The sequence below is a fragment of the Phytoactinopolyspora alkaliphila genome, assembly GCF_010550695.1.
GTDB classification, from domain to species: domain Bacteria; phylum Actinomycetota; class Actinomycetes; order Jiangellales; family Jiangellaceae; genus Phytoactinopolyspora; species Phytoactinopolyspora alkaliphila.
In genome coordinates this window covers 1-22,279 of sequence record NZ_JAAGOB010000007.1, presented here as the reverse complement: position 1 = coordinate 22,279, position 22,279 = coordinate 1, and the positions used below count along the sequence as shown (strand labels likewise).

General features: G+C 68.6%; 20 protein-coding genes. 6 read left to right on the top strand and 14 right to left on the bottom strand.

Going from position 1 to position 22,279, the window contains the following annotated elements; genetic code table 11:
* Window positions 1–139: 139 nt before the first annotated feature.
* From G1H11_RS13815 to G1H11_RS13785, 7 genes are all read right to left on the bottom strand, one after another.
* Complete coding sequence (locus G1H11_RS13815; RefSeq protein WP_343074861.1) at window positions 140–1,666, bottom strand: NAD-dependent succinate-semialdehyde dehydrogenase; 1,527 nt, start codon at window positions 1,664–1,666, stop codon at window positions 140–142.
* Complete coding sequence (locus G1H11_RS13810; RefSeq protein WP_163819177.1) at window positions 1,663–2,688, bottom strand: ABC transporter ATP-binding protein; 1,026 nt, start codon at window positions 2,686–2,688, stop codon at window positions 1,663–1,665. Before G1H11_RS13810 ends, G1H11_RS13815 begins: the two co-directional genes overlap by 4 nt.
* Entirely contained in the window at window positions 2,685–3,524 is an 840-nt protein-coding gene (locus tag G1H11_RS13805; RefSeq protein ID WP_163819176.1) for an ABC transporter ATP-binding protein, read from the bottom strand. The genes G1H11_RS13810 and G1H11_RS13805 overlap by 4 nt, the downstream gene beginning before the upstream one ends.
* The gene (locus G1H11_RS13800; RefSeq protein WP_163819175.1) at window positions 3,521–4,444 is read right to left on the bottom strand and encodes an ABC transporter permease; all 924 of its coding nucleotides are present in this window, start codon (window positions 4,442–4,444) and stop codon (window positions 3,521–3,523) included. The genes G1H11_RS13805 and G1H11_RS13800 overlap by 4 nt, the downstream gene beginning before the upstream one ends.
* On the bottom strand, window positions 4,441–5,418 hold the full coding sequence (locus tag G1H11_RS13795) for an ABC transporter permease subunit (RefSeq protein WP_163819174.1): 978 nt from the start codon (window positions 5,416–5,418) through the stop codon (window positions 4,441–4,443). Before G1H11_RS13795 ends, G1H11_RS13800 begins: the two co-directional genes overlap by 4 nt.
* 37 nt (window positions 5,419–5,455) lie before the next feature.
* Window positions 5,456–7,135, bottom strand: coding sequence for an ABC transporter substrate-binding protein (locus G1H11_RS13790; protein WP_163819173.1), 1,680 nt, complete (start codon window positions 7,133–7,135; stop codon window positions 5,456–5,458).
* A gap of 61 nt (window positions 7,136–7,196) precedes the next feature.
* Window positions 7,197–8,531, bottom strand: a complete 1,335-nt coding sequence (locus tag G1H11_RS13785) for a lyase family protein (protein WP_163819172.1) — start codon at window positions 8,529–8,531, stop codon at window positions 7,197–7,199.
* A gap of 115 nt (window positions 8,532–8,646) precedes the next feature.
* Here G1H11_RS13785 and G1H11_RS13780 point away from each other — a divergent pair, with 115 nt between their 5' ends.
* Together G1H11_RS13780 and G1H11_RS13775 are read left to right on the top strand one after the other, a co-directional pair.
* Window positions 8,647–9,468, top strand: a complete 822-nt coding sequence (locus G1H11_RS13780) for an IclR family transcriptional regulator (RefSeq protein ID WP_163819171.1) — start codon at window positions 8,647–8,649, stop codon at window positions 9,466–9,468.
* A gap of 161 nt (window positions 9,469–9,629) precedes the next feature.
* A complete protein-coding gene (locus G1H11_RS13775) occupies window positions 9,630–9,845 on the top strand; it encodes a heavy-metal-associated domain-containing protein (protein WP_163819170.1) in 216 nt (71 codons plus the stop codon).
* 49 nt (window positions 9,846–9,894) lie between these two features.
* Here G1H11_RS13775 and G1H11_RS13770 read toward each other — a convergent pair whose 3' ends face one another.
* The 4 genes from G1H11_RS13770 to G1H11_RS13755 all read right to left on the bottom strand — a co-directional run bounded on the left by G1H11_RS13770 (window position 9,895) and on the right by G1H11_RS13755 (window position 15,692).
* Window positions 9,895–10,971, bottom strand: coding sequence for an ABC transporter ATP-binding protein (locus tag G1H11_RS13770; protein ID WP_163819169.1), 1,077 nt, complete (start codon window positions 10,969–10,971; stop codon window positions 9,895–9,897).
* Between the two features lie 7 nt (window positions 10,972–10,978).
* On the bottom strand, window positions 10,979–12,070 hold the full coding sequence (locus G1H11_RS13765; RefSeq protein WP_163819168.1) for an ABC transporter ATP-binding protein: 1,092 nt from the start codon (window positions 12,068–12,070) through the stop codon (window positions 10,979–10,981).
* 282 nt (window positions 12,071–12,352) lie between these two features.
* Window positions 12,353–14,422: a glycoside hydrolase family 20 zincin-like fold domain-containing protein gene (locus G1H11_RS13760; RefSeq protein ID WP_163819167.1), complete on the bottom strand. Its 2,070-nt coding sequence runs from the start codon at window positions 14,420–14,422 to the stop codon at window positions 12,353–12,355.
* Between the two features lie 166 nt (window positions 14,423–14,588).
* A complete protein-coding gene (locus G1H11_RS13755; RefSeq protein ID WP_163819166.1) occupies window positions 14,589–15,692 on the bottom strand; it encodes a zinc-binding dehydrogenase in 1,104 nt (367 codons plus the stop codon).
* A gap of 167 nt (window positions 15,693–15,859) precedes the next feature.
* Here G1H11_RS13755 and neuC point away from each other — a divergent pair, with 167 nt between their 5' ends.
* Genes neuC through G1H11_RS25255 form a run of 3 tightly spaced genes read left to right on the top strand, consistent with a single transcriptional unit; the run spans window position 15,860 to window position 18,700 of the window.
* Window positions 15,860–17,056 carry a UDP-N-acetylglucosamine 2-epimerase gene (neuC, locus tag G1H11_RS13750; RefSeq protein WP_163819165.1) on the top strand — a complete coding sequence of 399 codons (1,197 nt, stop codon included), beginning with the start codon at window positions 15,860–15,862 and terminating at the stop codon, window positions 17,054–17,056.
* Entirely contained in the window at window positions 17,056–18,069 is a 1,014-nt protein-coding gene (locus G1H11_RS13745; RefSeq protein WP_163819164.1) for an NAD-dependent epimerase/dehydratase family protein, read from the top strand. Before neuC ends, G1H11_RS13745 begins: the two co-directional genes overlap by 1 nt.
* Window positions 18,070–18,073: 4 nt before the next feature.
* Window positions 18,074–18,700, top strand: a complete 627-nt coding sequence (locus G1H11_RS25255) for an acyltransferase (protein ID WP_216843750.1) — start codon at window positions 18,074–18,076, stop codon at window positions 18,698–18,700.
* Window positions 18,701–18,703: 3 nt separating this feature from the next.
* Here G1H11_RS25255 and G1H11_RS13735 read toward each other — a convergent pair whose 3' ends face one another.
* Genes G1H11_RS13735 through G1H11_RS13725 form a run of 3 tightly spaced genes read right to left on the bottom strand, consistent with a single transcriptional unit; the run spans window position 18,704 to window position 21,645 of the window.
* On the bottom strand, window positions 18,704–19,849 hold the full coding sequence (locus tag G1H11_RS13735; protein ID WP_163819163.1) for a DegT/DnrJ/EryC1/StrS family aminotransferase: 1,146 nt from the start codon (window positions 19,847–19,849) through the stop codon (window positions 18,704–18,706).
* A complete protein-coding gene (locus G1H11_RS13730; protein ID WP_216843749.1) occupies window positions 19,846–20,841 on the bottom strand; it encodes an SDR family NAD(P)-dependent oxidoreductase in 996 nt (331 codons plus the stop codon). The genes G1H11_RS13735 and G1H11_RS13730 overlap by 4 nt, the downstream gene beginning before the upstream one ends.
* Window positions 20,842–20,871: 30 nt before the next feature.
* On the bottom strand, window positions 20,872–21,645 hold the full coding sequence (locus G1H11_RS13725; RefSeq protein ID WP_163819161.1) for an SDR family oxidoreductase: 774 nt from the start codon (window positions 21,643–21,645) through the stop codon (window positions 20,872–20,874).
* Window positions 21,646–22,021: 376 nt separating this feature from the next.
* Between G1H11_RS13725 and G1H11_RS27435 the strand changes: the two genes are divergently transcribed.
* Window positions 22,022–22,279 (top strand): SDR family NAD(P)-dependent oxidoreductase (locus tag G1H11_RS27435; RefSeq protein ID WP_425501235.1); only part of this gene is annotated, 258 nt, incomplete at its 3' end.

The following is a 22,279-nucleotide window of genomic DNA, read 5'->3' as shown; positions in this document are numbered from 1 at the left end:
CTCACTCCGCACCCACCCCGCACCCACGTTCGGTCCCACTTCGATCCCCTTTGCAATGCGCACACGGACGCATCGTTGCGCCGGTGTGCGCATTGCAAAGGGCGGGCGGGTGAGCTGCCACCAGGGCGCACGGGCAGCCCTAGTCATGGACGTTGCCGATGGACACGTACACGGAGTCGACGAACTCGTCGATCCCCACGGTGCCGCCCTCGCGGCCGAATCCGCTTCCTTTCACTCCGCCGAAGGGGCCTTCGGCTGTGGACACGACGCCGTCGTTGATGCCGAGAATCCCGAATTCCAGCCGGTCGACCAGGCGGAACACGCGGCTGAGATCCCGGGTGTAGCAGTAGGCGGCCAGCCCGAACTCGGTCGCGTTCGCCCGCCGTACCACCTCGTCCTCGGTCTGGAAGGTCATGATCGGCGACACCGGCCCGAAGGTCTCCTCCTGAACCACCCGCATGCTCTCGGTCACCCCGCTGAGCACCACCGGCCGGTAGAAGTGCCCGGATGAGCCGGCGTCCCTGCCGCCCTCCAGGACCAGCGTGGCTCCGCCGCGCAGGGCGTCGTCGACGTGCGCGTCCACCTTCTCCACGGCGTCCTGGTTGATCAGCGGGCCGATCTGGACCCCGTCGTCGAACCCGTTGCCCACCGGCATCGAGCGCAACCGCTCGGCCAGTGCCTCCTGGAATTCCCCCGCCACATGCTCGTGGACGTAGAAGCGATTCGCGCACACGCACGTCTGGCCCATATTCCGCATCTTGGAGGCCACCGCGCCGTCGGCGGCTGCGGTGATGTCGGCGTCGGGGAAGACGATAAACGGCGCCTGGCCCCCCAGCTCGAGCGTGATCCGCTTCATGCTCGGCGCGGCCTGCCGCATCAGCAGCTCGCCGACGGGCCGCGAACCGGTGAACGAGACGGCGCGTACCCGGAAGTCGGACATCAGGGGGCCCGCCACCGCCGCAGGATCCGATCCGACCACCACGGACAGCACGCCGGCGGGCAGGCCCGCGTCCTCGAAGACCCGCCCGAGCGCCAGCGCGGTCAGCGGCGTCAGCTCGGAAGGCTTGACAATCATCGGGCATCCGGCCGCGAGCGCCGCCGCCAGCTTGCGCGCGATCGCCGCGGCCGGGAAGTTCCACGGCGTGATGGCGGCCGTGATCCCGACCGGACGCTTGGAGACCAGGATGCGCTTGTCTCGCCTGGGCGCGGGCACCATGCTTCCCATCACCCGGCGGCTCTCCTCGGCGAACCAGTCGAAGAACGACGCCGCATAGGCGACCTCGCCACGGCTCTCGGACAGCGGCTTGCCCTGCTCGAGGGTGATGAGGCGAGCCAGCCGCTCGGTGTCGGCACGCATCCGCTGCGCCGCGTCACGCAGGAGGGCCGAGCGTTCCAGGGCTGTGGTGCCCGCCCAGCTCTGCCGGACGGCGTCGGCGGCGTCGATCGCGGCCTGAGTCTCCGCGGCGCCGCCGTCCGGCAGGGTCGCCACCACCTCGCCGGTGGCCGGGTCGGTGACCTCGAAAACCCGGCCGTCGGTGACCCGCGAGACCCAGTCGCCGCCGATCAGCAGGTCGCCAGGCAGGTCGCCCAGCAGATCGCCAGGCAGGTCGGCCGGCAGCCCGTCAGGTGGTCCAGCGGCCGTGCTCGTGGCGAGGGTGTCCGTCACTGGTAACTCCTCTCTGCGTCCGGTATCTCACCGGCGCGGTGGCAGGCGCATCGATGCGCCTGTCCGGTCAACTCCGGGACCGTCGTGGCGCAGCCGCCACCATCGGCGATGGGGCAGCGAGGATGGAAGGGACACCCCGACGGACGGTGAGCGGGAGACGGCAGTGCGCCTTTGAGCACCACTCTGGGCCGGCGCAGCCGCGGATCGACGTTGGGAACGGCGGACACGAGGAGCTTGGTGTACGGGTGCTTGGCGTGCCGGAGCACATCCGACGCCGAGCCGGTCTCCACCAGCCGCCCCAGGTACATGATGCCGACCCGGTCGCAGACACCGCCCAGCAGCTTCAGGTCGTGCGAGATCAGCAGGATCGCCACGCCCAGATCGTCGGCGAGGCGGCGCAGAAGCGAGGTGATCTCGACGGCGGTGGTGGGGTCCAGCATCGAGACCGGCTCGTCGGCGACGAGCACCGACGGGTTCACGACGAGCGCCCGGGCGATCGCGACCCGCTGCCGCTCGCCGCCGGACAACGACGTGGGGCGACGATTCAGGTAGGCCGACGGGGGCCTCAGCTCGGCCTTGTCCAGGGCATCGATCACCCGGGGCACCAGCTCGTCCTTGGCACACAGGCCGAGCGACACCAAGGGCTCGGCGACCGAGGCGAAGACGGTGAACTGCGGGTTCAGGGATTCGAACGGATCCTGGAAGATCAGCTGGATCTCGGTGCGAACCCCGCGCCATTCGCGGTGCGAGAAGTGCGTGACGTCCTGTCCGCCCACCCGCACCTGGCCCGCGCTCACGCCGACCAGGCCGCACAGCACACCCGCGACGGTGCTCTTCCCGGAGCCGCTCTCCCCGCCCAGGCCGAGGATCTCCCCCGGCTGGATGGCGAAGCTGACGTCTTCGAGGACCCGGATCCGACGCTCGGCCAGCAGCGCCGCCAGGCCGCGCGCGGTGCCGAACTCCACGTTCACGTCGTCGGCCGACACCGCGGGCATGCCGGCCGTGCCGTTGCCGGCGCTCATCGGTCTCGCTCCGTGCCCGGTGTCGACGCGAGCGCCACCGCGCGTTCTTCGGCCGTCGTCTGCGCATGATGCCCGGCCGCGGCGATCAGCCGGGCGGTGTACTCGTGCTGGGGATTCAGGATCACTTCGGACACCGTTCCCACCTCCACGATCTCTCCCTGACGTATGACGGCTATCCGGTCGCACATCTCGGCGACGACGCCCAGGTCGTGCGTCACCAGCAGCACCGCGAGGCCGTGCCGCTGCTGCACCTGCTCCAGGGTCCGCAGCACCTGGTCCTGAACGATCACGTCGAGGCCGGTGGTGGGCTCGTCGGCGATCAGCAGCCGCGGCCGCAGGACCGTCGCCATCGCGATGAGCGCTCGCTGGCGCATGCCGCCGCTGAACTGGTGCGGATAGGACGATCCGCGGTCCGGATCGATGCCGACGTCGGCGAGCGCGGCGTGCACCGTGCGACGGGCCTCGCGCCGGGAGCAGCGGACGTGCACCCGGATGATCTCGATGAACTGGCTCTCCACTGTGCGGACTGGATCGAGGGAGTTCATGGCCGACTGCGGCACCAGGGCCAGCTCGTGCCACCGCAGCCGGCGAAGCTCTCGCTTCGGCATGCCCAGCAGATCGCGGCCGCCGAACCGGACCGACCCGCTCACCGCTGTCCCCCGGGGGAGCAGCCGCAGGACCGCACGGGCGGTGGTGGTCTTGCCGCACCCGGACTCCCCGACGACACCGAGGGTCTCGCCTTCGTGCACGCTCAGCGACACGTCGCTCACCGCCGCGCCGCCGTCGCCACGGGCGAAGCGCACGGTCAGGTTCGCTACTTCCAGCAGGGACGTCATCGGTCCACCCCTTCCAGGGACAGGAGCCGCTCGTAGGCCTCGCTGAGCAACGAGACGGCGACGACGAAGGCCATGATCATCAGGCCCGGGAACAAAGGCCACCACCACGCCTGCCTGATCTGCTGCGAGCTGAAGGCGTCGAACATGATGGTTCCCAGCGACAGTGCGTCTCGCGGGGCGAAGCCGAGGAAGCTCAGCGTCGCCTCGGCGATCACCGCCTCGGCGGTGAGCAGCATGCCGTAGAGGAAGGCGTACGGGAGGATGTTCGGGGCGATCTGCCGGTAGAGGATGCGCCGGCGGGTCGCGCCGCCGCAGGTCGCCGCGCGCACGAAGCCCAGCTCCTTCAGCACGAGCACCTCCGCGCGCACCACCCGGGCCGGTATTCGCCAGAACACCAGGGCGATCGCGATGATGAGGACGACGTCGCTGCGGCCCAGCGTGCCGATCAGCACGATCGCCAGGGGGACGAACGGCAGGGCCAGCGCGGCGTCGTTCAGCCGCATCAGCACCTGCTCCACCCAGCCGCCGGCGAACCCGGCGATCAGGCCGATGTTGGTGCCGATCACCACCGCGACCACGGCGGCGATCACGCCCACCTGCAAAGTACGACGAGTACCCCAGATGGCCTGGCTGAACAGGTCCCGGCCGTAGTTCGAGGTCCCGAACGGATGCTCCAGCGACGGCGGCTGCAGCCGCAGCAGGTCACCGTCCGGCCCGACGAGCCGCTCCAGCGGATGGTACGGCGCGATCAGCGGGGCCAGCAGCGCCACCAGCGCGAAGAGCAGGATAACGACGGCTCCGGCCCGCGCCCGGCGGTCCCTCCACACCAGCTTCCAGGAGCTGGGCGGGCGGAGGTCGGGCGGCTCGTCGGTACCGGACGTTGCCGGCAGCGCCTGGTCCAGCGGCGTCGGTGCTGTCATGTCAGCCTCACTCGCGGGTCGAGGTACGCGTAGGCGATATCGGCCAGGACCCCCACGACGATCACCACGGTGGCGGTCAGCAGGAAGCCACCCTGGAGCACCGGGTAGTCGAAGGCATCCACCGACGCCACGAGCTCCCGGCCCATGCCGGGCCACGAGAACACCGTCTCGACCACCACTTGGCCGCCGACGAGGAATCCGATCATGGACGGCATCAGGCTCACCACCGGCAGGAGCGCGTTGCGGGCGCCGTGGCGGAACAGGATGCGCGTCCGCGACATGCCCGCAGCCTCCAGCACCTGCATGAAGTCCTGCTTCATCACATCGAGCATGGCGGTGCGCATGGTCAGCAACGGCCACACCATGATCAGCAGCACGGTCACACCCAGGGGAAGCACCAGCCGCCGCAGGAACTCCAGCGACAGCACCCGAGCGGTGAAGCTCTCTCCCGCGCCGGAGCCGGGGTCGAACATCCCGCCGGACGGGAACCAGCCCAGCGTGTAGCTGAAGAGCAGCAGCACCAGGGTGGCCACCCAGAACAGCGGCGCGGCGCGCACCAGCAGCGCGAACCGAGTGATCACCGCGTCCAGCGGCCGGCCCCAGAACGCGCCCGCCAGCACACCGAGCACCATGCCCAGCCCCATGCCCAGGGCCAAGGCGGGCAGCAGGAGCAACAGCGTGTTGACCAGCTTCTCGCCCAGCACGTCCGCCACGGGTGCCCGGTATTGGAACGACGTGCCGAGGTCCCCGGTGGCAGCGTTGCCGATGAACTTGACGTACTGCGTGAACAGCGACTCGTCGAGGCCGTACGCCTCCCGCAATGTCTCGCGGACGCTGGGGTCGAGATCCGGTCCGATCATCACCTGATCGGGGTCACCGGCGGCCCGCACCAGAACGAAGGTGAAGGTCACGACGCCCAGCAGAGTCGCGAGCATGAAGCCCAGGCGCTTCACCGCGTAGTTGAGAAGATTCACGTCGCCCCCAGGGGTGCTCCGTCGTGCCGGGCGGCTGCTACTCGTCGCCTTCCGGCTGGTGGTCCGGCGGGTAGTAGAGCGTGCCTGCGTCGATGACGTACCCGGCGGCCTCCAGCTCGGCCCGGGCGCCGTCCGGATCGTAGGGCAGCGGCGCCACGTCGGGGTTGTTCCACGGCAGCACCGGCGCGATGATCGATCCGGCCGGTTCGCCCGAGCCGTCGTAGACGATGTCGATGACGTCCTCCGCGGGAATCAGCATCGACAGCGCACGCCGGAACCGCACGTCGTCGAACGGAGGCTTGCGCATGTTGTAGTGGACGCCGAGCCAGCCGTATCCGCCGGTCTCGATGACGCCCACGTCGGCGCTTCCGTCGAAGCGGGCGGCCTGCGGGATGGTGAGCGGGACGCTGAGCAGGTCGGCGTCGCCCGTCTCCAGGGCACCGATCATGGCATCCCGGCTGCCGTAGACCGTCAGCACCAGCCCGTCGGCGTTGGGTGGGCTGAAGTGCTCCTCGTTGGCCGTCATCCGCAGCTCGGCGTCTCGCCGCTGTGAGTCGAACTCGAACGGGCCGGATCCGACCGGCTCGGCGTTGTCGTAGCCGAGGGGATCGTCGATCTCCTCCCAGATGTGCCGCGGGAGGATGGGCACCGAGCCGAGAACCACGGTCTCGAACGCGGCGCTCGGCTGTGCCAGCTCGAACACCACCTGGTCGCCGTCGACCGAGACGTCGTCCACCTGCGCGAGACGGCTGGCGAAGGCGAGCGCCTCGTGCTCTTTCATGTACTGGAAGGTGAAGGCGACGTCCTCCGCGGTGACCGGCGTCCCGTCGTGGAAGGCCATCCCGTCGCGCAGGGTCACGGTGACCACCGTGCCGTCCACGTCCACGGACTCCGCCGCCCACAGTTCGGGGGTGGCGCCCGGGCCGATGCGCACCAGCGAGTCGTAGATGTAGGACACCGGAAGCCGGTCCTCTATCCCGGTGGCCACCAGCGGGTTCAGCGTGTTGGTGCCGGCGATGGTGGCCGTGACCAGCGTCGCCCTGTCCCCCGTCGGCGTCATCTCCAGCAGGCTCCAGAAGTTGTAGGCCGGCGCCTCGGCGGCGTCCACGGCCCCGCTCCAATCCTCGGCGTTGTACGGGCCCACATACGTGGGGTGCAGCAGAAGGCCGACCGGCACGTCCTCGGCCACCAGCTCCTGGGCTCGGCGGACGAGGTCCGCGCGGCTCTCCTGGTCCACGGCGACGAGCTGCTTGTCGTACAGCTCGTCGAACTCGGGGTTCTGATAGCCGGAGAGGTTGCTCCCGTCGTCTCCGGCGTTGCCGGAGTAGAACCTGCTCAGCAGGTCGTTGGGGTCGAGGCGTTCGACGGTGGGGCTGTACTCGATCAGGTAAGTGTCGTACTCCTTGGTGCTGAACGCCCGCCGTGCCATCTCGTCCGGCGAGTACGTCGCGAGCTCCACCGGGATGCCGAGCTGCTCCCAGGACTCCACGATGATCCTGCCGACCTCGAAACGCTGCGGGTTGTCGGCCGTGGTGGTGGTGATGAACTCGAAGGGTTGCACAGGCGTGAGGGATTCGACGTCGGCGACGTTCGCCTCGCCGTCGCCGTCCGTGCCCTGCGGCGGCGGACCGGTGGTGCACGAGACCGTGACCATGGCCGACAGGATTAGCGCGGCACCGGCAGACGTCGCTCGTGTTGCGGCCGATCGAGGCTTCATGATCTGTCCTCCTCAGCGTTACCGAAACGGCGCCGCAGCGTGGCACGCCGGTTCTGCGGGACTATTCACTATTCGAAGGCGTCGTGCCTAGCCGTATATCGCCAGGAACGACGGGGGCCTGCTTCGGCTCCGCCTGACGCGAAGCGGCCGTGTAACCGTTCGCACTCGCCAGATCGACGAGCCCGTCGAGCGACCCGCTCAAGGCGTGTTCAGTCGCCCGGCGGTCCCACTGAAGTCCATCTATGCACTTCTCGGCGAAGTAGGTCGCGGCATCGCGGATGTCGGTGAGGCAGGTGAGGAGCGCATCCAGCGCTACCGGCCCCATGACGTTGAGCTCGAGCTCACCCGCCGCCACGGCCAGCTCGGCGGTGTGGGCGTTGCCGCGGACCCGGTAGCTGAGCTGGATGACGAGCTCGGGTATCACCGGGTTCACCTTGCCGGGCATGATCGACGATCCGTTCTGCAGCGCCGGCAGCACCACCTCGGCTGGGCCGCCCACCGGCCCGGCCGACAGGAACCGCAGATCCGCGGCGATCCGGGCCATCGCGATTGCGGCTTGCCGGCACGCCGCCGCCACAGTGGCCAGTGAGTCCGGATGCGCCATCGCGGCGAACACGTCGGCCGGCGACGCCAGGTCCAGGCCTGTCTCGGCCGAGAGACCAGCCACTGCCACCCGCGCGAACCCGCCGGGAGCGCCGGCACCGGTGCCGAGGACGGTTCCGCCCAGCGGCACGGTGCGCAACGCGTCGATGCTCTCGCGCAGCGCGGTAAGCCCGTGACCCACGATGTTCGCCTGGGCGTGGTGCGTCTGCTCGACACTGAGCGACGTGGCGTCGCGCAGGCACGTCCGGCCGAGACGGCGGGTCGTGCCGCCCTTCTCCGCCTGCCGGAGCAACGCTTCGCGAAGCCCGGCCAGCGCGGCCAGCGCCGGCTGGGCCCGCTCGGTCAGCGTCAGTGACATGGCCGTCGGGTAGGTGTCGTTGGTGGACTGCGACGCGTTCACGTGATCGTTGGGGTGCACCCGGGTGCCGTCGCCGTCGAGTAGGCCCGAGGCGTCGAGCATCCGGTTGGCCAGCGTCGCGATCACCTCGTTGACGTTCATGTTGCTGGAGGTGCCGCCGCCGCCCTGCACCAGTGCGGTGCGGAACTGCGGGAGATGCTCCAAAGCGGCCACGCTTCTGGCGGCCGCCACGATGGCTTCCCCGCGGGTGGCGTCGATCACACCGAGCTCGATGTTGGCCCGTGCGCATGCCAGCTTGACCAGCCCGTAGGCCCGGACGAACTCGGGCACGTCGCTGAGCCGCCGGCCGCCGTGCGGGAAGTTCTCCAGCGCGAGCCGGGTCTGATCGGCATAGAAGATCTGCGACTCAGTGTCGGTGCGGGCCAGTCTCTCCACGGTGTACCGGTCCCTTCGTCGTACGGCTTGTGCCGATCCTGAAGATGGTGTGTTTCAATAGCAAGCACGATTGCTGTCACAACACGCTCAGATTTCCGGCGAAGGGACGGCAGACATGCCGAGAACAGCCGCGACCACTGACCGCACCGGCCCCGCCAAAGCGCCGGCCGATGGGGATGACCTCAACTCCTCCGCCGCCGGACGGGTGGCCACGGTCCTGCTCGCCTTCGGTGACCGGGGCACGTCCGGCGCCCTCACCGTCAGCGAGGTCGCCCGCCATCTGGGCCGTGAGCGCAGCCAGGTGTCGCGCATGCTCAAGGTGCTGGCGGCATCCGGGCTGCTCGAGCAGGATCAGGAGACCCGCGCCTACCGACTGGGCTGGAGGATGTATCACTTAGCCGGCCGCGCCGGGGATCAGCGGCTGCTCGCGCTGGCCACGCCGGCGTTGCGCGATCTCGTGGCCCGTACCAGGGAGACGGCCCTCATCTCGGTCCTGCAGGGCAACCGGTCCTTCACGGTGGCCAGGGAGAGCTCCATGCAGTCCGTCCAGGCCGGAGGCTGGGTGGGACGGACGTCGCCGCTGCATTCCTGCGCGTCGGGCCGGGCGCTCATGCTGCACATGTCCGACGAGGATGTCGCGAACCTCGTGCACGGGGATCTCCAGGGTGCGGGCCTGGGGCCACGCGCGCCGGAAAGCATGCGCAGCGTCATCGACCTGATCAGGCAGGAACGAGCGCGGGGGTTCACGGTGGCCATCGACGAGCTCGAGGACGGGCTCACGTCGGTGGGGGCGCCGATCACCAGCGCCACCGGGGAGACCCTGGCCGCGATCAACGTCTCCGGCCCCACGTCACGCCTGGCGCGGCACGTCGAGGGCATCGGCCCGCAGCTCGTCCTCACCGCCCGGCACGTGTCCGCCCGGATGTCCGTGGCCTGATCACCCCCCACCCGGGCTATCACCCGGCTCCTCGGGGGAGCGCTCGAATCGGGCGTGCTGTCAGAGCCACCACCCTTGACCAATACCCTAGGGGGGTAATGTACTGAGCGTATCGGTCAAAACGGGCGGTGCCGGCCATCGCCGGACGAGAAGGAGAACCCATGTGTGACATCGCGACCACCTACCAGGTAGCCGGGATGACGTGTGGCGGATGCGCCACCAAGGTCGAGACGGCCGTCGGCAAGCTCCCAGGCGCCACCGCCACCGTCGTCGACCTCGACAGCTCGACGGTCACCGTGCACGGTCACGTCTCCGAAGAGGCGGTCCACACGGCGATCGCCGAGGCCGGATACACGGCAGCCGTCGCACCGGCCTGACCGCGGACTGACCCGGGCCTGACCTGGCTTACCCGGCGCGGTGCCCGCGTCACCGGACGGACGCGGGCACCGCCGGGCCGTTCTCCGGCGGCGCCGCGAAGTGGCATGCGCTGGGATGGCCGTGGCCGAAGCGGTCGATCAGCTCGGGCATCTCCTCGGCGCAGATGTCCTGCGCCTTCCAGCACCGGGTCCGGAACGGGCAGCCGGAGGGCGGGTTCTGCGGGCTGGGCACGTCTCCTTGCAGCACGATCCGCTTCTTCCGGCCGCGATGTTCGGGGTCGGGGATCGGCACGGCGGACAGCAGCGCCTGGGTGTAGGGGTGCGTCGGCCGCTTGTAGACGTCGTCGGTGGTCCCGGTCTCGACGATGTGGCCCAGGTACATCACCGCCACCCGGTCGCAGATGTGCTTGACGATCGACAGGTCGTGCGCGACGAACAGGTACGCGAGAGACAGCTCGTCCTGCAGTCGCTCGAGCAGGTTCACCACCTGCGCCTGGATGGAGACGTCGAGCGCGGAGACCGGCTCGTCGAGCACCAGCAGCTGCGGGTCCAGCGCCAGCGCCCGGGCGATGCTGATGCGCTGGCGCTGCCCGCCGGAGAACTCGTGCGGATACCGGCTGGCGTGTTCCGGCTGCAGCCCCACCAGCTGGAGCAGCTCGTCCACCCGCTCCGCGCGGGCGGCGCCCTTGTACAGCCGGTGCACCTTCAGCGGCTCCGAGACGATGGAACGCACCGTCATCCGCGGGTCCAGCGACGAGTACGGATCCTGCAGGACGATCTGCATCTCCCGCCGATAGGGGCGCAGGCTCCGCTTGCTCAGTCCAGTGAGATCCTCCCCGCGGAAGACGACGCGGCCCGACGTCGGCTCGATCAGCCGGAGGATGGACAGCCCGGTGGTGGACTTGCCGCAGCCGGACTCCCCCACCAGGCCGAGGGTCTCCCCAGCCGCGATGGTGAAGTCGACGCCGTCCACCGCCTTCACGGTGCCCAGCGTGCGGCGCAGCAGGGTGGACGTCACCGGGAAATGGACCTTGAGCCCCTCGACCCGCAGGATCTCCGTGCCTCCGGGTGATTTCTCGGCCGTCTGCCCTGTGCTCTGCAGGCGCGCCGTCGCGATGCTCGTCATAGAGGGCTTATTCCTTTCCGGCACGGACGTCGACGCCTGTCGTCTCGGTGACGGACTGCGCGAGCCCGTCCATCTCGTCGGAGAAGTGGCACGCCGCGGAGCGTGGCCCGGCGCCGATGCTGAGCAGCGCCGGTTCTTCCTGCCAGCACCTCTCCCGGCCGTCGCTCATCTTGCAGCGCAGGTAGAACGCGCAGCCGGGTGGCGGGTTGGTCAGGCTCGGCGGCTGGCCGGGGATGGACACCAGGTGGTCCAGCTCGACGTCCAGGCGCGGCAGGCTGCCCAGCAGGCTGAGCGTGTAGGGGTGCCGTGGCTGGCGGAAGAGCTCCATCACCGGTGCCGACTCCACCACCTTGCCGGCATACATGACCAGCACCCGGTCGGCCAGCTCGGCAATCAGCCCCAGGTCATGGGTGATGAGCACGATAGCCGCGTTGGTCTCACGCTGCGCGAGCTGGAGGATCTCCAGCACCTGCGCCTGGATGGTGACGTCCAGCGCGGTGGTCGGCTCGTCGGCGATGATCAGCTTCGGCTGGTTCGCCATCGCCATCGCGATCATAGCGCGCTGCCGCATGCCGCCGGAGTACTCGTGCGGGAACTGCTTGTAGCGGCCCTCCGGGCTGGGCACGCCCACCATGCCGAGCAGCTCGATGGCCCTGGCCCGGGCCGCACGGCGGGAGACCGAGCGGTGATGGACGCGGATGGCTTCGGAGATCTGGCTGCCGATGGTCTTGACCGGGTTGAACGACGTCATCGGGTCCTGGAAGATCATCGAGATCTCCTGGCCCCGGATCCGCCGCATCCTGCGCTCGGGCAGTGTCAGCAGGTCCTGGCCGTTGTACATCACCGAGCCGGACACGATGGCCGGCGGCGAGGGCAGCAGCCGGAGCAGCGAGCTCACGCTCACGCTCTTGCCCGATCCGGATTCGCCGACGATGCCGAGGATCTCACCGGGATAGATGTCCCAGCTCACTCCGCGTACCGCCTGGACGACTCCGCTCTCCACCGCGAGTCGCGTGGTGAGGTCGCGCACCGACAGCAGCGGTGCGCCTAGCCTGGTGTCCGCTCGATCCGGGGTCTGCGGCTCAGAGGAAATGTCCATGGACACTCGTCCTCCTAGGAGGTCGGGCGGAATGGGGGCGGCGGATAGCGAGTGGAATAGGCGCCTGGACGGCAATCCGGAAGCACTGGGCCGAGCGTGCGCGCCTCCTTTCGACGACGGCTGCCCGCCTGGAGTGGCGATGGCAGAGGCGACGAGCCATTCACTTCGGTTTCAGTGATTGACTTTAGCATTTCGACAGTAGTTTCCCCTACAGCCACTTTTCATGCATGTGCTGACCTGCAGCGACACCAGAAAAATGTGACTCAGCGGGGGTGAAATGGATCAGACAATCCACGCATACCAGGATTCCGCACCGGCCACTCCCCCGCTCTCGCGGAGGCGGTTGAGCGCGGTATGGAGTTCCCGTACGAAGATCCAATGTTCCCGCAATGCGGCCGGTGCGGAATAGCCCGGTTTCACCGCGGCGACGGAGCGCAAAAGCGCCTTTCCCGCGCGGTCCAATTCCTCCACGACGTGCGCGGCAGGCGGCTCGGGCGCCCGCGCGACGACGAGCGCCTGAAGGAGCAGATCGGCCGTGTCCGCGATGCGCAGATTCTCCTGCGTCCAGGTCCGGACGGGGTTCGGCCAGTGCCGGATCTCCCGCCCGGACGGCATGCCGGCGACGGCATCGCGCAGAGTGTCGGCCACCTGGCGCAGCACGTCGGCCAGCGGCGGCTGGGCGATGGCGAACGCCCGCAGCAGGTCGTCCGGGTAGCTCGTCGCTCCTGCGGCAGCCGTGGAGAAGAACGGCAGCACGTGCTGCATGACGTACATCATCAGCGGATACGACGCGGTGATCGTGCGCGCCGACGAGAACGCGTACCGCGCGGCCTCGGGCTGCTCCGGGCACAGGCGCGCCGCCAACCGGCGCAGGAACTCCTCGGCGCCGCCCCCGCCGTCGACGTTCCACGCCTGGTCGGCCAGGAAGGCGTAGTTCAGGTGGAACGACGGGTCCGGCTGGCCGTACCCGAACACCCCGGTGGCGCCCGCGGCGTGCCCGCGGCGCAGCACGGTCTCGATGTTCGGGGTGAAGTCCTGGTGGAACAGGAACGGGGCGAAGCCGGTGATCGGGCAGCTCCACGCCTCCGCCCGCGAGGTGTCCGGGGCAGGCACCGGATCGTTGTACTTCCACCAGGCGATCACCGGGCGCGCCAGGCTACGAGCCTCGACCCGGTCCAGGTACTCGTCGAGCACGCCCTCGCGCACCAGAGTGTCTTGCCAGTGGACCATGGTGATGCCGTACTCGTCGAGCACCTGGCCAACGTGGATGAGGTACTCCATCAGCATCTGCCCGGCGGTGAGGTCCCGGCAGCCGGAACACCGGCAGTACGGGCTGACCACCCGGCGGGCATCGGCGGGGTCCACGTTGCGGATGGGGTAGTACTCGTCGCCGGCCACATGCAGCCGCGCGATCCGGTTCGGCAGCAGATGCTGGCCTGCCAGGCTTCGCACCAGCCGCGCGAGCGCCTCCCGGGCGGCATCGCCGGTCACGCAGTAGCCGTAGCCGGTGGGGCGGCCGTCGTCGTCAAGGGCGGAGAGCGCCGGGATCAGCCGCGGCAGCAGGGTCGAGTGTCCGGGCCCGCCCAGGTGCGGGACGATCTCGATCCCCTGCCGGTTCGCATGGCGGACAACGTCGCCGAAAAAGTCGTGCTCGAACATCAGCGGCAGGTCGCAGTGCTCCACCTCGCGCTCGGCCTTCGGGTCCCAGGTCCACAGCCGGCGCGGCGTCATCAGCGCCGGGTAGTCGTCCAGGGGCGCGAACAAGTACTCGCTGCGCTCGCCGTGGTGCATGTCCCAGCAGCCGTAGAGGGAGACACCGATCGTGTTGAGCTTCAGCTGGCCCATCGCGTCGACGAAGCGCCGCCAGTCGGCCAGGTCCATCCGGTCGGTGCCGATGAACGATTCCGCGAAGACACCGCGGACATCGAACGACGGGCTGTCGGCGATCTCCGCCACCGGCAGGGTCGCGCCATCGCCGTCGTCCCAGAGGTCCACCAGAGTGCGCATCCCGTGGAGCACACCCATGGAGGTAGCGGTGCCGATCCGGATCCCCCGGCGGGTGATGCGGATCTCGTACGCTTCCGGCTGCGTCCCGGAGCCGACGACGCGCACCGGCAGCGACGCACGGCCGGAGCCAGAGCCGACGGCCGACGCCAGCTCGCTGACGTGTTCGCGGTACTGGCCCAGAGACGGAGGCAGATGCAGTCGCAGCCGAGCGACGCGCACGCGTTCAGCGCCCCATCGGGCGCGGCGGGGCCGAGGGAAGATCTCGGGCGGCGGAGCGGGACGGTCGTCGACGCCGTTGCTCACTACGCCGGGCGAGGTGGTACGGAACCGGAAGCGTGGCGCCACGCACTCTTCCTATCGAAGATCACCGGCCGCACCCAGGAGCCGTTCTTCACCGGGAACGAGTCGGGTCCGCCGTCGCTGAGGCGGCCAAGCCACGACGGCGGACTCGACGTGCGCCCCCCTCTCTCCTGTTCACTTCTTCCCTACCTACCCCGGGGGTCTGGTGTGGTCAGTCGAAGGTCAGCACGCCGCGGATGTCGGCGCCACTGGCGAGCGCGGCGGAGGCTTCGTTGACCTTGTGCATCGGGTATCGAGTGGTGATCAGCTCGTCGAGCTTGAGCTTCCCGGTCAGGTAGAGGTCCACCAGGAACGGGAAGGCGACCTGCGGGTTCGACGAGCCGTAGCGTGAGCCCACCAGCCTGCGCTCGGAGCCCACCAGCAGGAACGGGTCCACGCTCAGGGAGGTGCCGAACGGTGGTGCGCCCACCAGCACACATTGCCCGGAGCGGCCCAGTGATCGCAGCGCCACGTCCATGACCGAGGTGGCTCCGACGGCCACGATGGCGTGGTCCACGCCGCCGCCGGTGAGCGAGATGATCCGCTCCACCGGGTCCTCCTCGCCGGAGTGCACGGTGTCGGTGGCGCCGAGCCGCTTAGCCACGTCCAGCTTGGATTCCAGGACGTCGACGGCGATCACCGGATGAGCGCCGGCCAGGGCGGCGCCCTGGACGGCGTTCAGCCCCACTCCGCCGCACCCGAACACGGCGACGCTCTCACCCACCCGGACCTTGGCCGTGTTCAGGACGGCACCCACACCTGTGGTGACGGCACATCCGATGAGAGCGGCCGATTCCAGTGGAATGGCCCTGGAGACCCGCACCGCGGCGGTTTCGTCGACCACCACGTACGGGCTGTAGGTGGAGGGGCCCATATGGAACGCCTGGACACCGTCCACCCGGAACCGTGAGGTCCCGTCACTCATCCGGCCGAGCGGAGCGGGCGTTTCACAAATGCCCGGCCGGCCAGACGAGCAGAACCGGCACCGTCCGCAGCTGGGCGCCCAGGAGAGGACGACGTGGTCGCCTGGGGCCAGTGATCGGCAGCCTTCGCCGACGGCCTCCACCACGCCCGCGCCCTCGTCTCCCAGGATCATCGGCAGCGGCATCTCCCCGAACGACCCATCCGCCGTGCTCAGACAGCTGTGGCACACGCCGGCTGCCACCATGCGAACCCGGACCTCGCCCGCCTGCGGCTCCTGAAGCTGGACGATGTCCATCACCTGCGGCTCGCCTGAGCGATGCAGCACCGGTGCCACGAACTCCCGAACTCTCACGGTTCCGCCCCTCTGGCCGTCTCCCCAACCCGCTTAACATGAAACAGTTATTTCGGCGTTCGGTCAAGTGGAACATGCCACCTTTCTTCACATTCCGGTGCCGGGTGATCATGACGAGGGTCTTCGGATCCGCTTCCTTCCCGTGGTCAGCCCCCGATCGGAGCGATGTGCAGCGAGCTCGGCGCCGGATATGCGTCTTCACCGGATCACGCGCGGACTACTCCCCGCTCGCGTCGCTGATCAGGCGGCTGAACAGTGACGATGAGGTGGACCTAAGGCTGCTGGTCTCCGGTGGGCACCTGGTGGGCGCGCAGGGCCGCACCATCCGCGAGATCCTCGACGACGGCGTCACCATCGACGAAACCGTCGACATGGTGCTCGCCGGCGATTCCCCCGCGGCCGTCACAAAGTCGTTCGGGCTCGCCTGCGCCGGATACGCCGACGCGCTGGAGCGGATCTCCCCCGACCTGCTGCTGATCGCGGGAGACCGCTACGAAGCCCTGGCCGCCGCCACGTCCGCGCTGTTCCGCCTCACCCCCGTGGCGCACGTGGCCGGCGGCCAGCTCACGCGCGGCTCGATCGACGACCAGATGCGCCACGCAATCTCCAAGCTGGCGCATCTGCATTTCGTCTTCAGCCCCGCCGACCGCCGGCGGCTGATCCACATGGGCGAACAGCCCCGGCACATTCACACGGTTGGGCCTATCGGGATCGATCCGGACACGTTGCGGGCGCTGCCGGATCCGAAGGATCTCGAGGAGGCCGTGGGGCTCCCGCTTCGCCCACCGACCTTCCTGATCACCCACCATCCCGCCACAGCCGACCCGGACGGGTCGTGGGAGTCGACGCGGAATCTGCTGGCCGCTCTGGACCGCTTTCCACGGGCGACGCTGGTGTTCACGGCGCCGAATGTGGACCGCGGAAGCCAGCGGATTCTGGATGCCATGCGTGAGTACGCCGCCGACCGGCCGGACCGGGCCGTGCTGGTCCCGTCGCTCGGCCAGGTGAACTACCTCGGCCTGCTCAGGCACGCGGACTTGGTCCTCGGGAACTCGTCGAGCGGGCTGATCGAGGCGCCCGTGCTCGGCACGCCCACGGTCAACGTCGGCGACCGGCAGGCGGGCCGGCCACGCGCGGAGACGGTCATCGACTGCGGCACCGGGACCGACGAGGTCGCCGACGGCATCCGCCGGGCCCTGGACATGCCGGAGCCGTTCCCATGGCTCGACGACGAGATCGCCAGCGCCGACGGGCGGCTCACGCACGTGGTCGACGTCCTGAAGTCCGCCGGCCTGGACGAACTGATACCCAAACAGTTCCACGAGACGAGTGCCGACAGTCTGAGCGGAGAGGTGATCCACTGATGCGAGTTCTGGTGACCGGAGCGGCCGGGCGGGTCGGATCCTGGGTGGCGGAGGAGCTGGCGAACTCCGGGCACGACGTGCGCGGCATGGTCAGGCCAGGCGGGCGATCGGTGCCGGAGCCGCTGAGATCCCGGATCCAGGTGATGGAGGCAGCTCTCACCGACACCAGAGCCATCGAACGCGCGGTGGCGGGCGCGGACGTCGTGGTGCACCTGGCGGCGCAGATCGTGATGGCCGATACGCCGGTGGACACCTACGTCGACATCAACACCGGCGGCACGTTGCGCCTGCTCGAGGCGGCCGTCCGGCAGGATCCGCCGGTGCGACGGTTCGTTCACGCCAGCACGGACAACACCTACGGCCCAGTGCATCCGCAGGCTGCGGTCATCACCGAGGATCACCCGCAGACCGCGGGCGACTACTACAGCACCTCGAAGCTGCTGGCGGAACGGCTCGTGGAGAACTACCACCGGATTCACGGCCTGGAGTACTCCATCCTGCGGCTGGGCTCGGTGATAGCGCCGGACGAGGCGGAGCCGCTGTTTCGCCGGGAGTGGGTGCGCGCGTTCTTCGCCATGCACGCCGACGCGGGTGACCGCAGCAATCTGTGGCAGCTGTTCCGGCAGTGCGACGACCCGGTGGGCGAACTGGACGCCGCCGTGCCCGCACCCGATGGCAACCCGGCCCTGGCCGTCACCGGCCCCAGTGGCACGCCGTGGTCCATCCACTTCACCGATGTGCGTGACGTGGTGGACGGGGTCGTTCTCGCCCTGGAGCATCCGGCGGCGGCGAACCAGACGTTCAACATGCTCGGGCCGCGGACCACGACGTTCGCCGAAGGCGCCGAGGTCATGGCCCGGCGGCGTGGCGCCGAGGTCCTGGAGGTGAGGATGCCGATGACGCTGGCGTTCGAGCTGTCCAGCCAGAAGGCGGCGCGGTTGCTCGGCTATGAGCCGCGATGGACGTTCGACGACACCCTCAGCAGCGCGCCTGCCGTGATCGGCGCCGGCTGATCGCATGTCCGGAGATCTGCGCTCGCGTTTCGCCCGGTGCGGCGAGCAGGTGGTTGTCGAACCCGGCGTGCATATCGAGCACCCGGAGCTTTTCAGCGTGGGTGACCGAGTCCGGATCGGACAGGGATTCACCAGCCAGGGCATCTCGCAGGTGACGCTCGCCTCCGACGTGACGATCTATCCGTGGTGCTTCGTGCAGGGCGCCGGCCAGGTGACCCTCGCTGAGCAGGTAGAACTGTTTCCGAACACCTACCTGTCGACGGGTTCGCCAGACGGGCTCATACACATTGGCCGGAAAACACACCTCGCGGCCGGTTGCGCCCTGTATGGTGGACGCAAAATCACTCTAGGAGCCTACTGTGGGGTTGCGGCCCACGTAGTGCTAACAAGTGTCGAACACGACACTCGCAGGCACGCCCGCCCGATGGTGCTCTCGCCGAGTACAGGTCGCCCCGTCAGCATCGCTGATGATGTCTGGATCGGCGCCACCGCCACGGTTACCCCGGGAACTTTTGTGGCGGAGGGATGCATCATCGGTGCGGGTGCTGTCGTTACTAGAGACACCGAGCCGTACGGCATCTACGGCGGTGTGCCCGCCAGGCGATTGCGGGAGCGAGAGATCGCACCCTGATCCTCATCGCCGCCGGGTCGAGGCCAAGACCGTTTGACGGAACGCCTCACAGACCTCGTTCTGCTGCGCAGCGTCAAGATGCGCGGAGCTCGGCAGCGAGACACCGCGCCAGTACAGATCATCCGCCACCTCGCCGCCGCCGAGGATCTCGGTCTTGCGGTAGGGAGGCTGCCGGTGCAGCGGTGCCCAGACGCGACGCATCTGTATGCCGTTCGCGGCCATCGCGGCCACGAGCTCATCCGACTCGAATCGTTTGCGGAGCAGCACCGTGTACAGCCAATGCGAGGGCGTCGCCCAGGGAGCGCGCGGCGGGAGCGTAATCGGCAAGTCCCCGAGCAGCGCGTTGTATGCGGCGGCGATGGCGCGCTTGCTCCGCAGCCGCTGTGGCAGCCGCTCCAGCTGAGCGAGTCCGAGCGCGGCCGCAAGGTTGGTCAGCCGGTAGTTGTATCCCACGGCGTCGTGGACGTAGACCTCGCCCGGTTTCTTCGCCTGCGTGGTCAAGTGGCGAGCCTTGGCGGCAAGGTCGGCGTCGGCGGTGACGATCATGCCGCCTCCGCCGCTGGTGACGATCTTGTTGCCGTTGAACGAGAAGCAGCCCATCTGCCCGGCCGTGCCGGTGTGCTGGCCCGCCAGCGTCCCGGATTTCCAGCCGGCGCCGAGTGACTCCGCGGCGTCTTCGACGATGGTGATGCCGAACCGGTCCCGCAGCTCCCACAGGGGTTCCATGTCCGCGGGATGCCCGAGCACGTGCACCACCTCGATGACGTCCGGGATGCGCTTGCCCATGCGTGCGCTGCGCACCGTGTGGTCACGAAGCATCTGCGTGTTCATGTTCCATGTGTCCGGCTCGCTGTCCACAAGCAGGAGCTGGGCGCCGGTGTAGGTGGCCGCGTTGGCAGAGGCGATGAACGTGAAAGTGGAGACCGCGACCATGCGTGGCGGTTGTTCCCCGGACAGCTGCAGCGCCACATGGAGGGCGGCGGTGCCGCTGGCGCACGCCACGGCATGCGGCGCTCCGACCACCTGCGCGAACGCGTCCTCAAAACGACCCACGAACGGGCCCGCGGACGAGACGTAGCCGGATTCGATGCATTGGCGCACATACAGGGCCTCGTTGCCGTCGAATGTGGGTTCCGAGAGTGGGATCACCGCTGGTACCTGCCCACGTGTGCGGGGTCAACGCGTGGGGCGAGCCACCTGGCGGTCTCGGCCAGCCCTTCCCGCAGGGACCAGGCGGCCTGCCAGCCCAGTGCGTCCTTCGCCCGGCTCGGGTCCGAAAGCAGCACCTGGACCTCGCTGGCCGCCGGCCGGACCCGCTCCTCGTCGGTGACCACCTCAGCGTCGACGCAGGTCACCTCACAGCACAGGTCGAACAACTCCCCGATGGAAGCCGATTGGCCGGTTCCCAGCTGCACCACCGAACCCGGACCCATATTCGACTCCGCGATCCGGACGAAGCCATCCACCGTGTCGTCGACAAACGTCAGGTCACGCCGTGGGGCCAGGCTGCCCAGCCGGACGTTACGGCTGCCAGCCAGCAACTGCTCAAGGATGGTGGGCAGCACGGCACGCGCGGACTGCCGGGGGCCGTAGGTGTTAAACGGGCGCAACGTCAGCACGTCGACACCGAAAGAACGGGCGTAGGCCTGGCACAGCTGGTCCGCGCCGATCTTCGAGGCGGCGTACGGCGACTGTCCACACAGCGGATGATCCTCCGTGATGGGGATCGTCTCCGGTGTGCCGTAGACCTCGCTCGTTGATGTGTGAATGACGCGGACACCACCCATGTCCCTCGCAGCTTCGAGCACCGCCAGAGTCCCCTTGACGTTCGTGTCGACGAACGACTCTGGTGCCTGGTAACTGTAAGGGATAGCGATCAAGGCCGCTAGGTGGAAGACCACATCGGCTCCCTGCACCGCCGCACGCACGGCACGTGCGTCACGGATGTCACCGAGCGCAAGCGTCAGGTTCTCCGGCTGCGCACGAGCGAGCTCCTCCAGCCAGCCGTAGGAACCCATCGAGTTGTAGACGCAGAAGGCCGTGACCTGAGCGCCGTCACGGAGAAGGCGCTCCACGAGGTGGCTGCCGATGAACCCATCGGCCCCGGTCACGACGACCCGCTTGCCAGCAAGCTCAGACACCATCGTTCCCCTCTGCCATGCGCTGCTCAGTCACCAAATGGACCATCCCCCGTCCACCACCCACTCCGCGCCGGTGACGAATGAGGCGTCCGCCGACGCCAGGAACTCGACCACCGCCGCCACATCCTCCGGTCGTCCCATCCGATGAAGCGGAGTGGCCTCAACGAAGCGCCGCACGCGTTCGTCGCCGAACGTGCGCTCCGGGGTCTGAATCATCCCTGGGGAGATCGTGTTCACGCGGACGTTCCACTGGCCTGCGACCACGGCCAAGTCCCGAGTCAAAGCCGCCACTGCACCCTTCGACGCGTGGTACGCCGGAATGTGCACCGGCCCGCTGTCGCCATCGCCGGGGTACTCGCCTTCATAGAACCTGTGGTTAAGCCCCAGCGACCCGTAGACGGACCCGATGTTGATCACCACGCCGTCGCGCTGCTCCTTCATGACCTCGACGGCCCACGACGAGAGCGCCGCCATCGCCACGACGTTCGTCTCGAGCTCGTCTCGCCACGCCTCAAGGGAGGGCTCGAACAGCGGTATCCCAGTAGTCCGAGCCGCGCAATTGACCAGGAGGTTCAAACTCTCGAACGACGCCGCCCACGCCTGCTTGATGGCCCGGCGACCGTCGTCCGTGGCGATATCGCATGTCACGGTCCGGATCGAGCGCCCCAACGGGTCACCCAGGGTGGACGTCTCCTTCAAGTCGGCTTCTTCCAGGCCGGCAATCACGCAATGCCAGCCGTGTCGCACCAGCCTCAACGTGATGGCTCGGCCGATGCCACGACCCCCGCCCGTAATGACAGCCACCATCTCTCCTTGGTGATCTCCGGTCACAGTCCCCACCCCTCCGTGTTGCCGCGAGTCTCTGCCATGGAGAAAGCAGCCGCAGCTCGACATGGCCATCCTCAAGGGCAAACGGGCTGTTGGCTATCGGGCCGAGTTACGCCTCGCAGCCGAGATCCATCTACACGCGGACTTGCGGATCGACACCGCCATGGAGAAGAATGAAATGATTATTCCATTACTCTGCGTGCGCCCACCGTTCATAACTACGCCCTCGTCCGACAGGTGACGGCTGGTTGCGTTTCTAGTGGCCCGAACCGCCCTGTCGCTGTAGGTCACAGAAGGAGACACATTGAGCACGCAGCTTGAACAGCCACGTGGTTCGAAACCTCGCGTCGCCGTGGTGACTGGCGCTGGGGGTGGTTTGGGGCGGGCGATGGCTCATCGGCTACTAGCTGACGGATTCTGCTGTGTTCTTGCTGACCTCTCAGCGGATGCGGCGAAAGAGTCGGCGGAGAGTGCGGGTGTTCATGGTGATCGGGCGGTGGTGGTGGAGTGTGACATCCGCTCTGCACAGGACCGGGACCGGCTGATCGACACCGCAGCCGAACACGGTCAACTGTTCGCGCTGGTCAACAACGCCGGCATCGCCCGCATG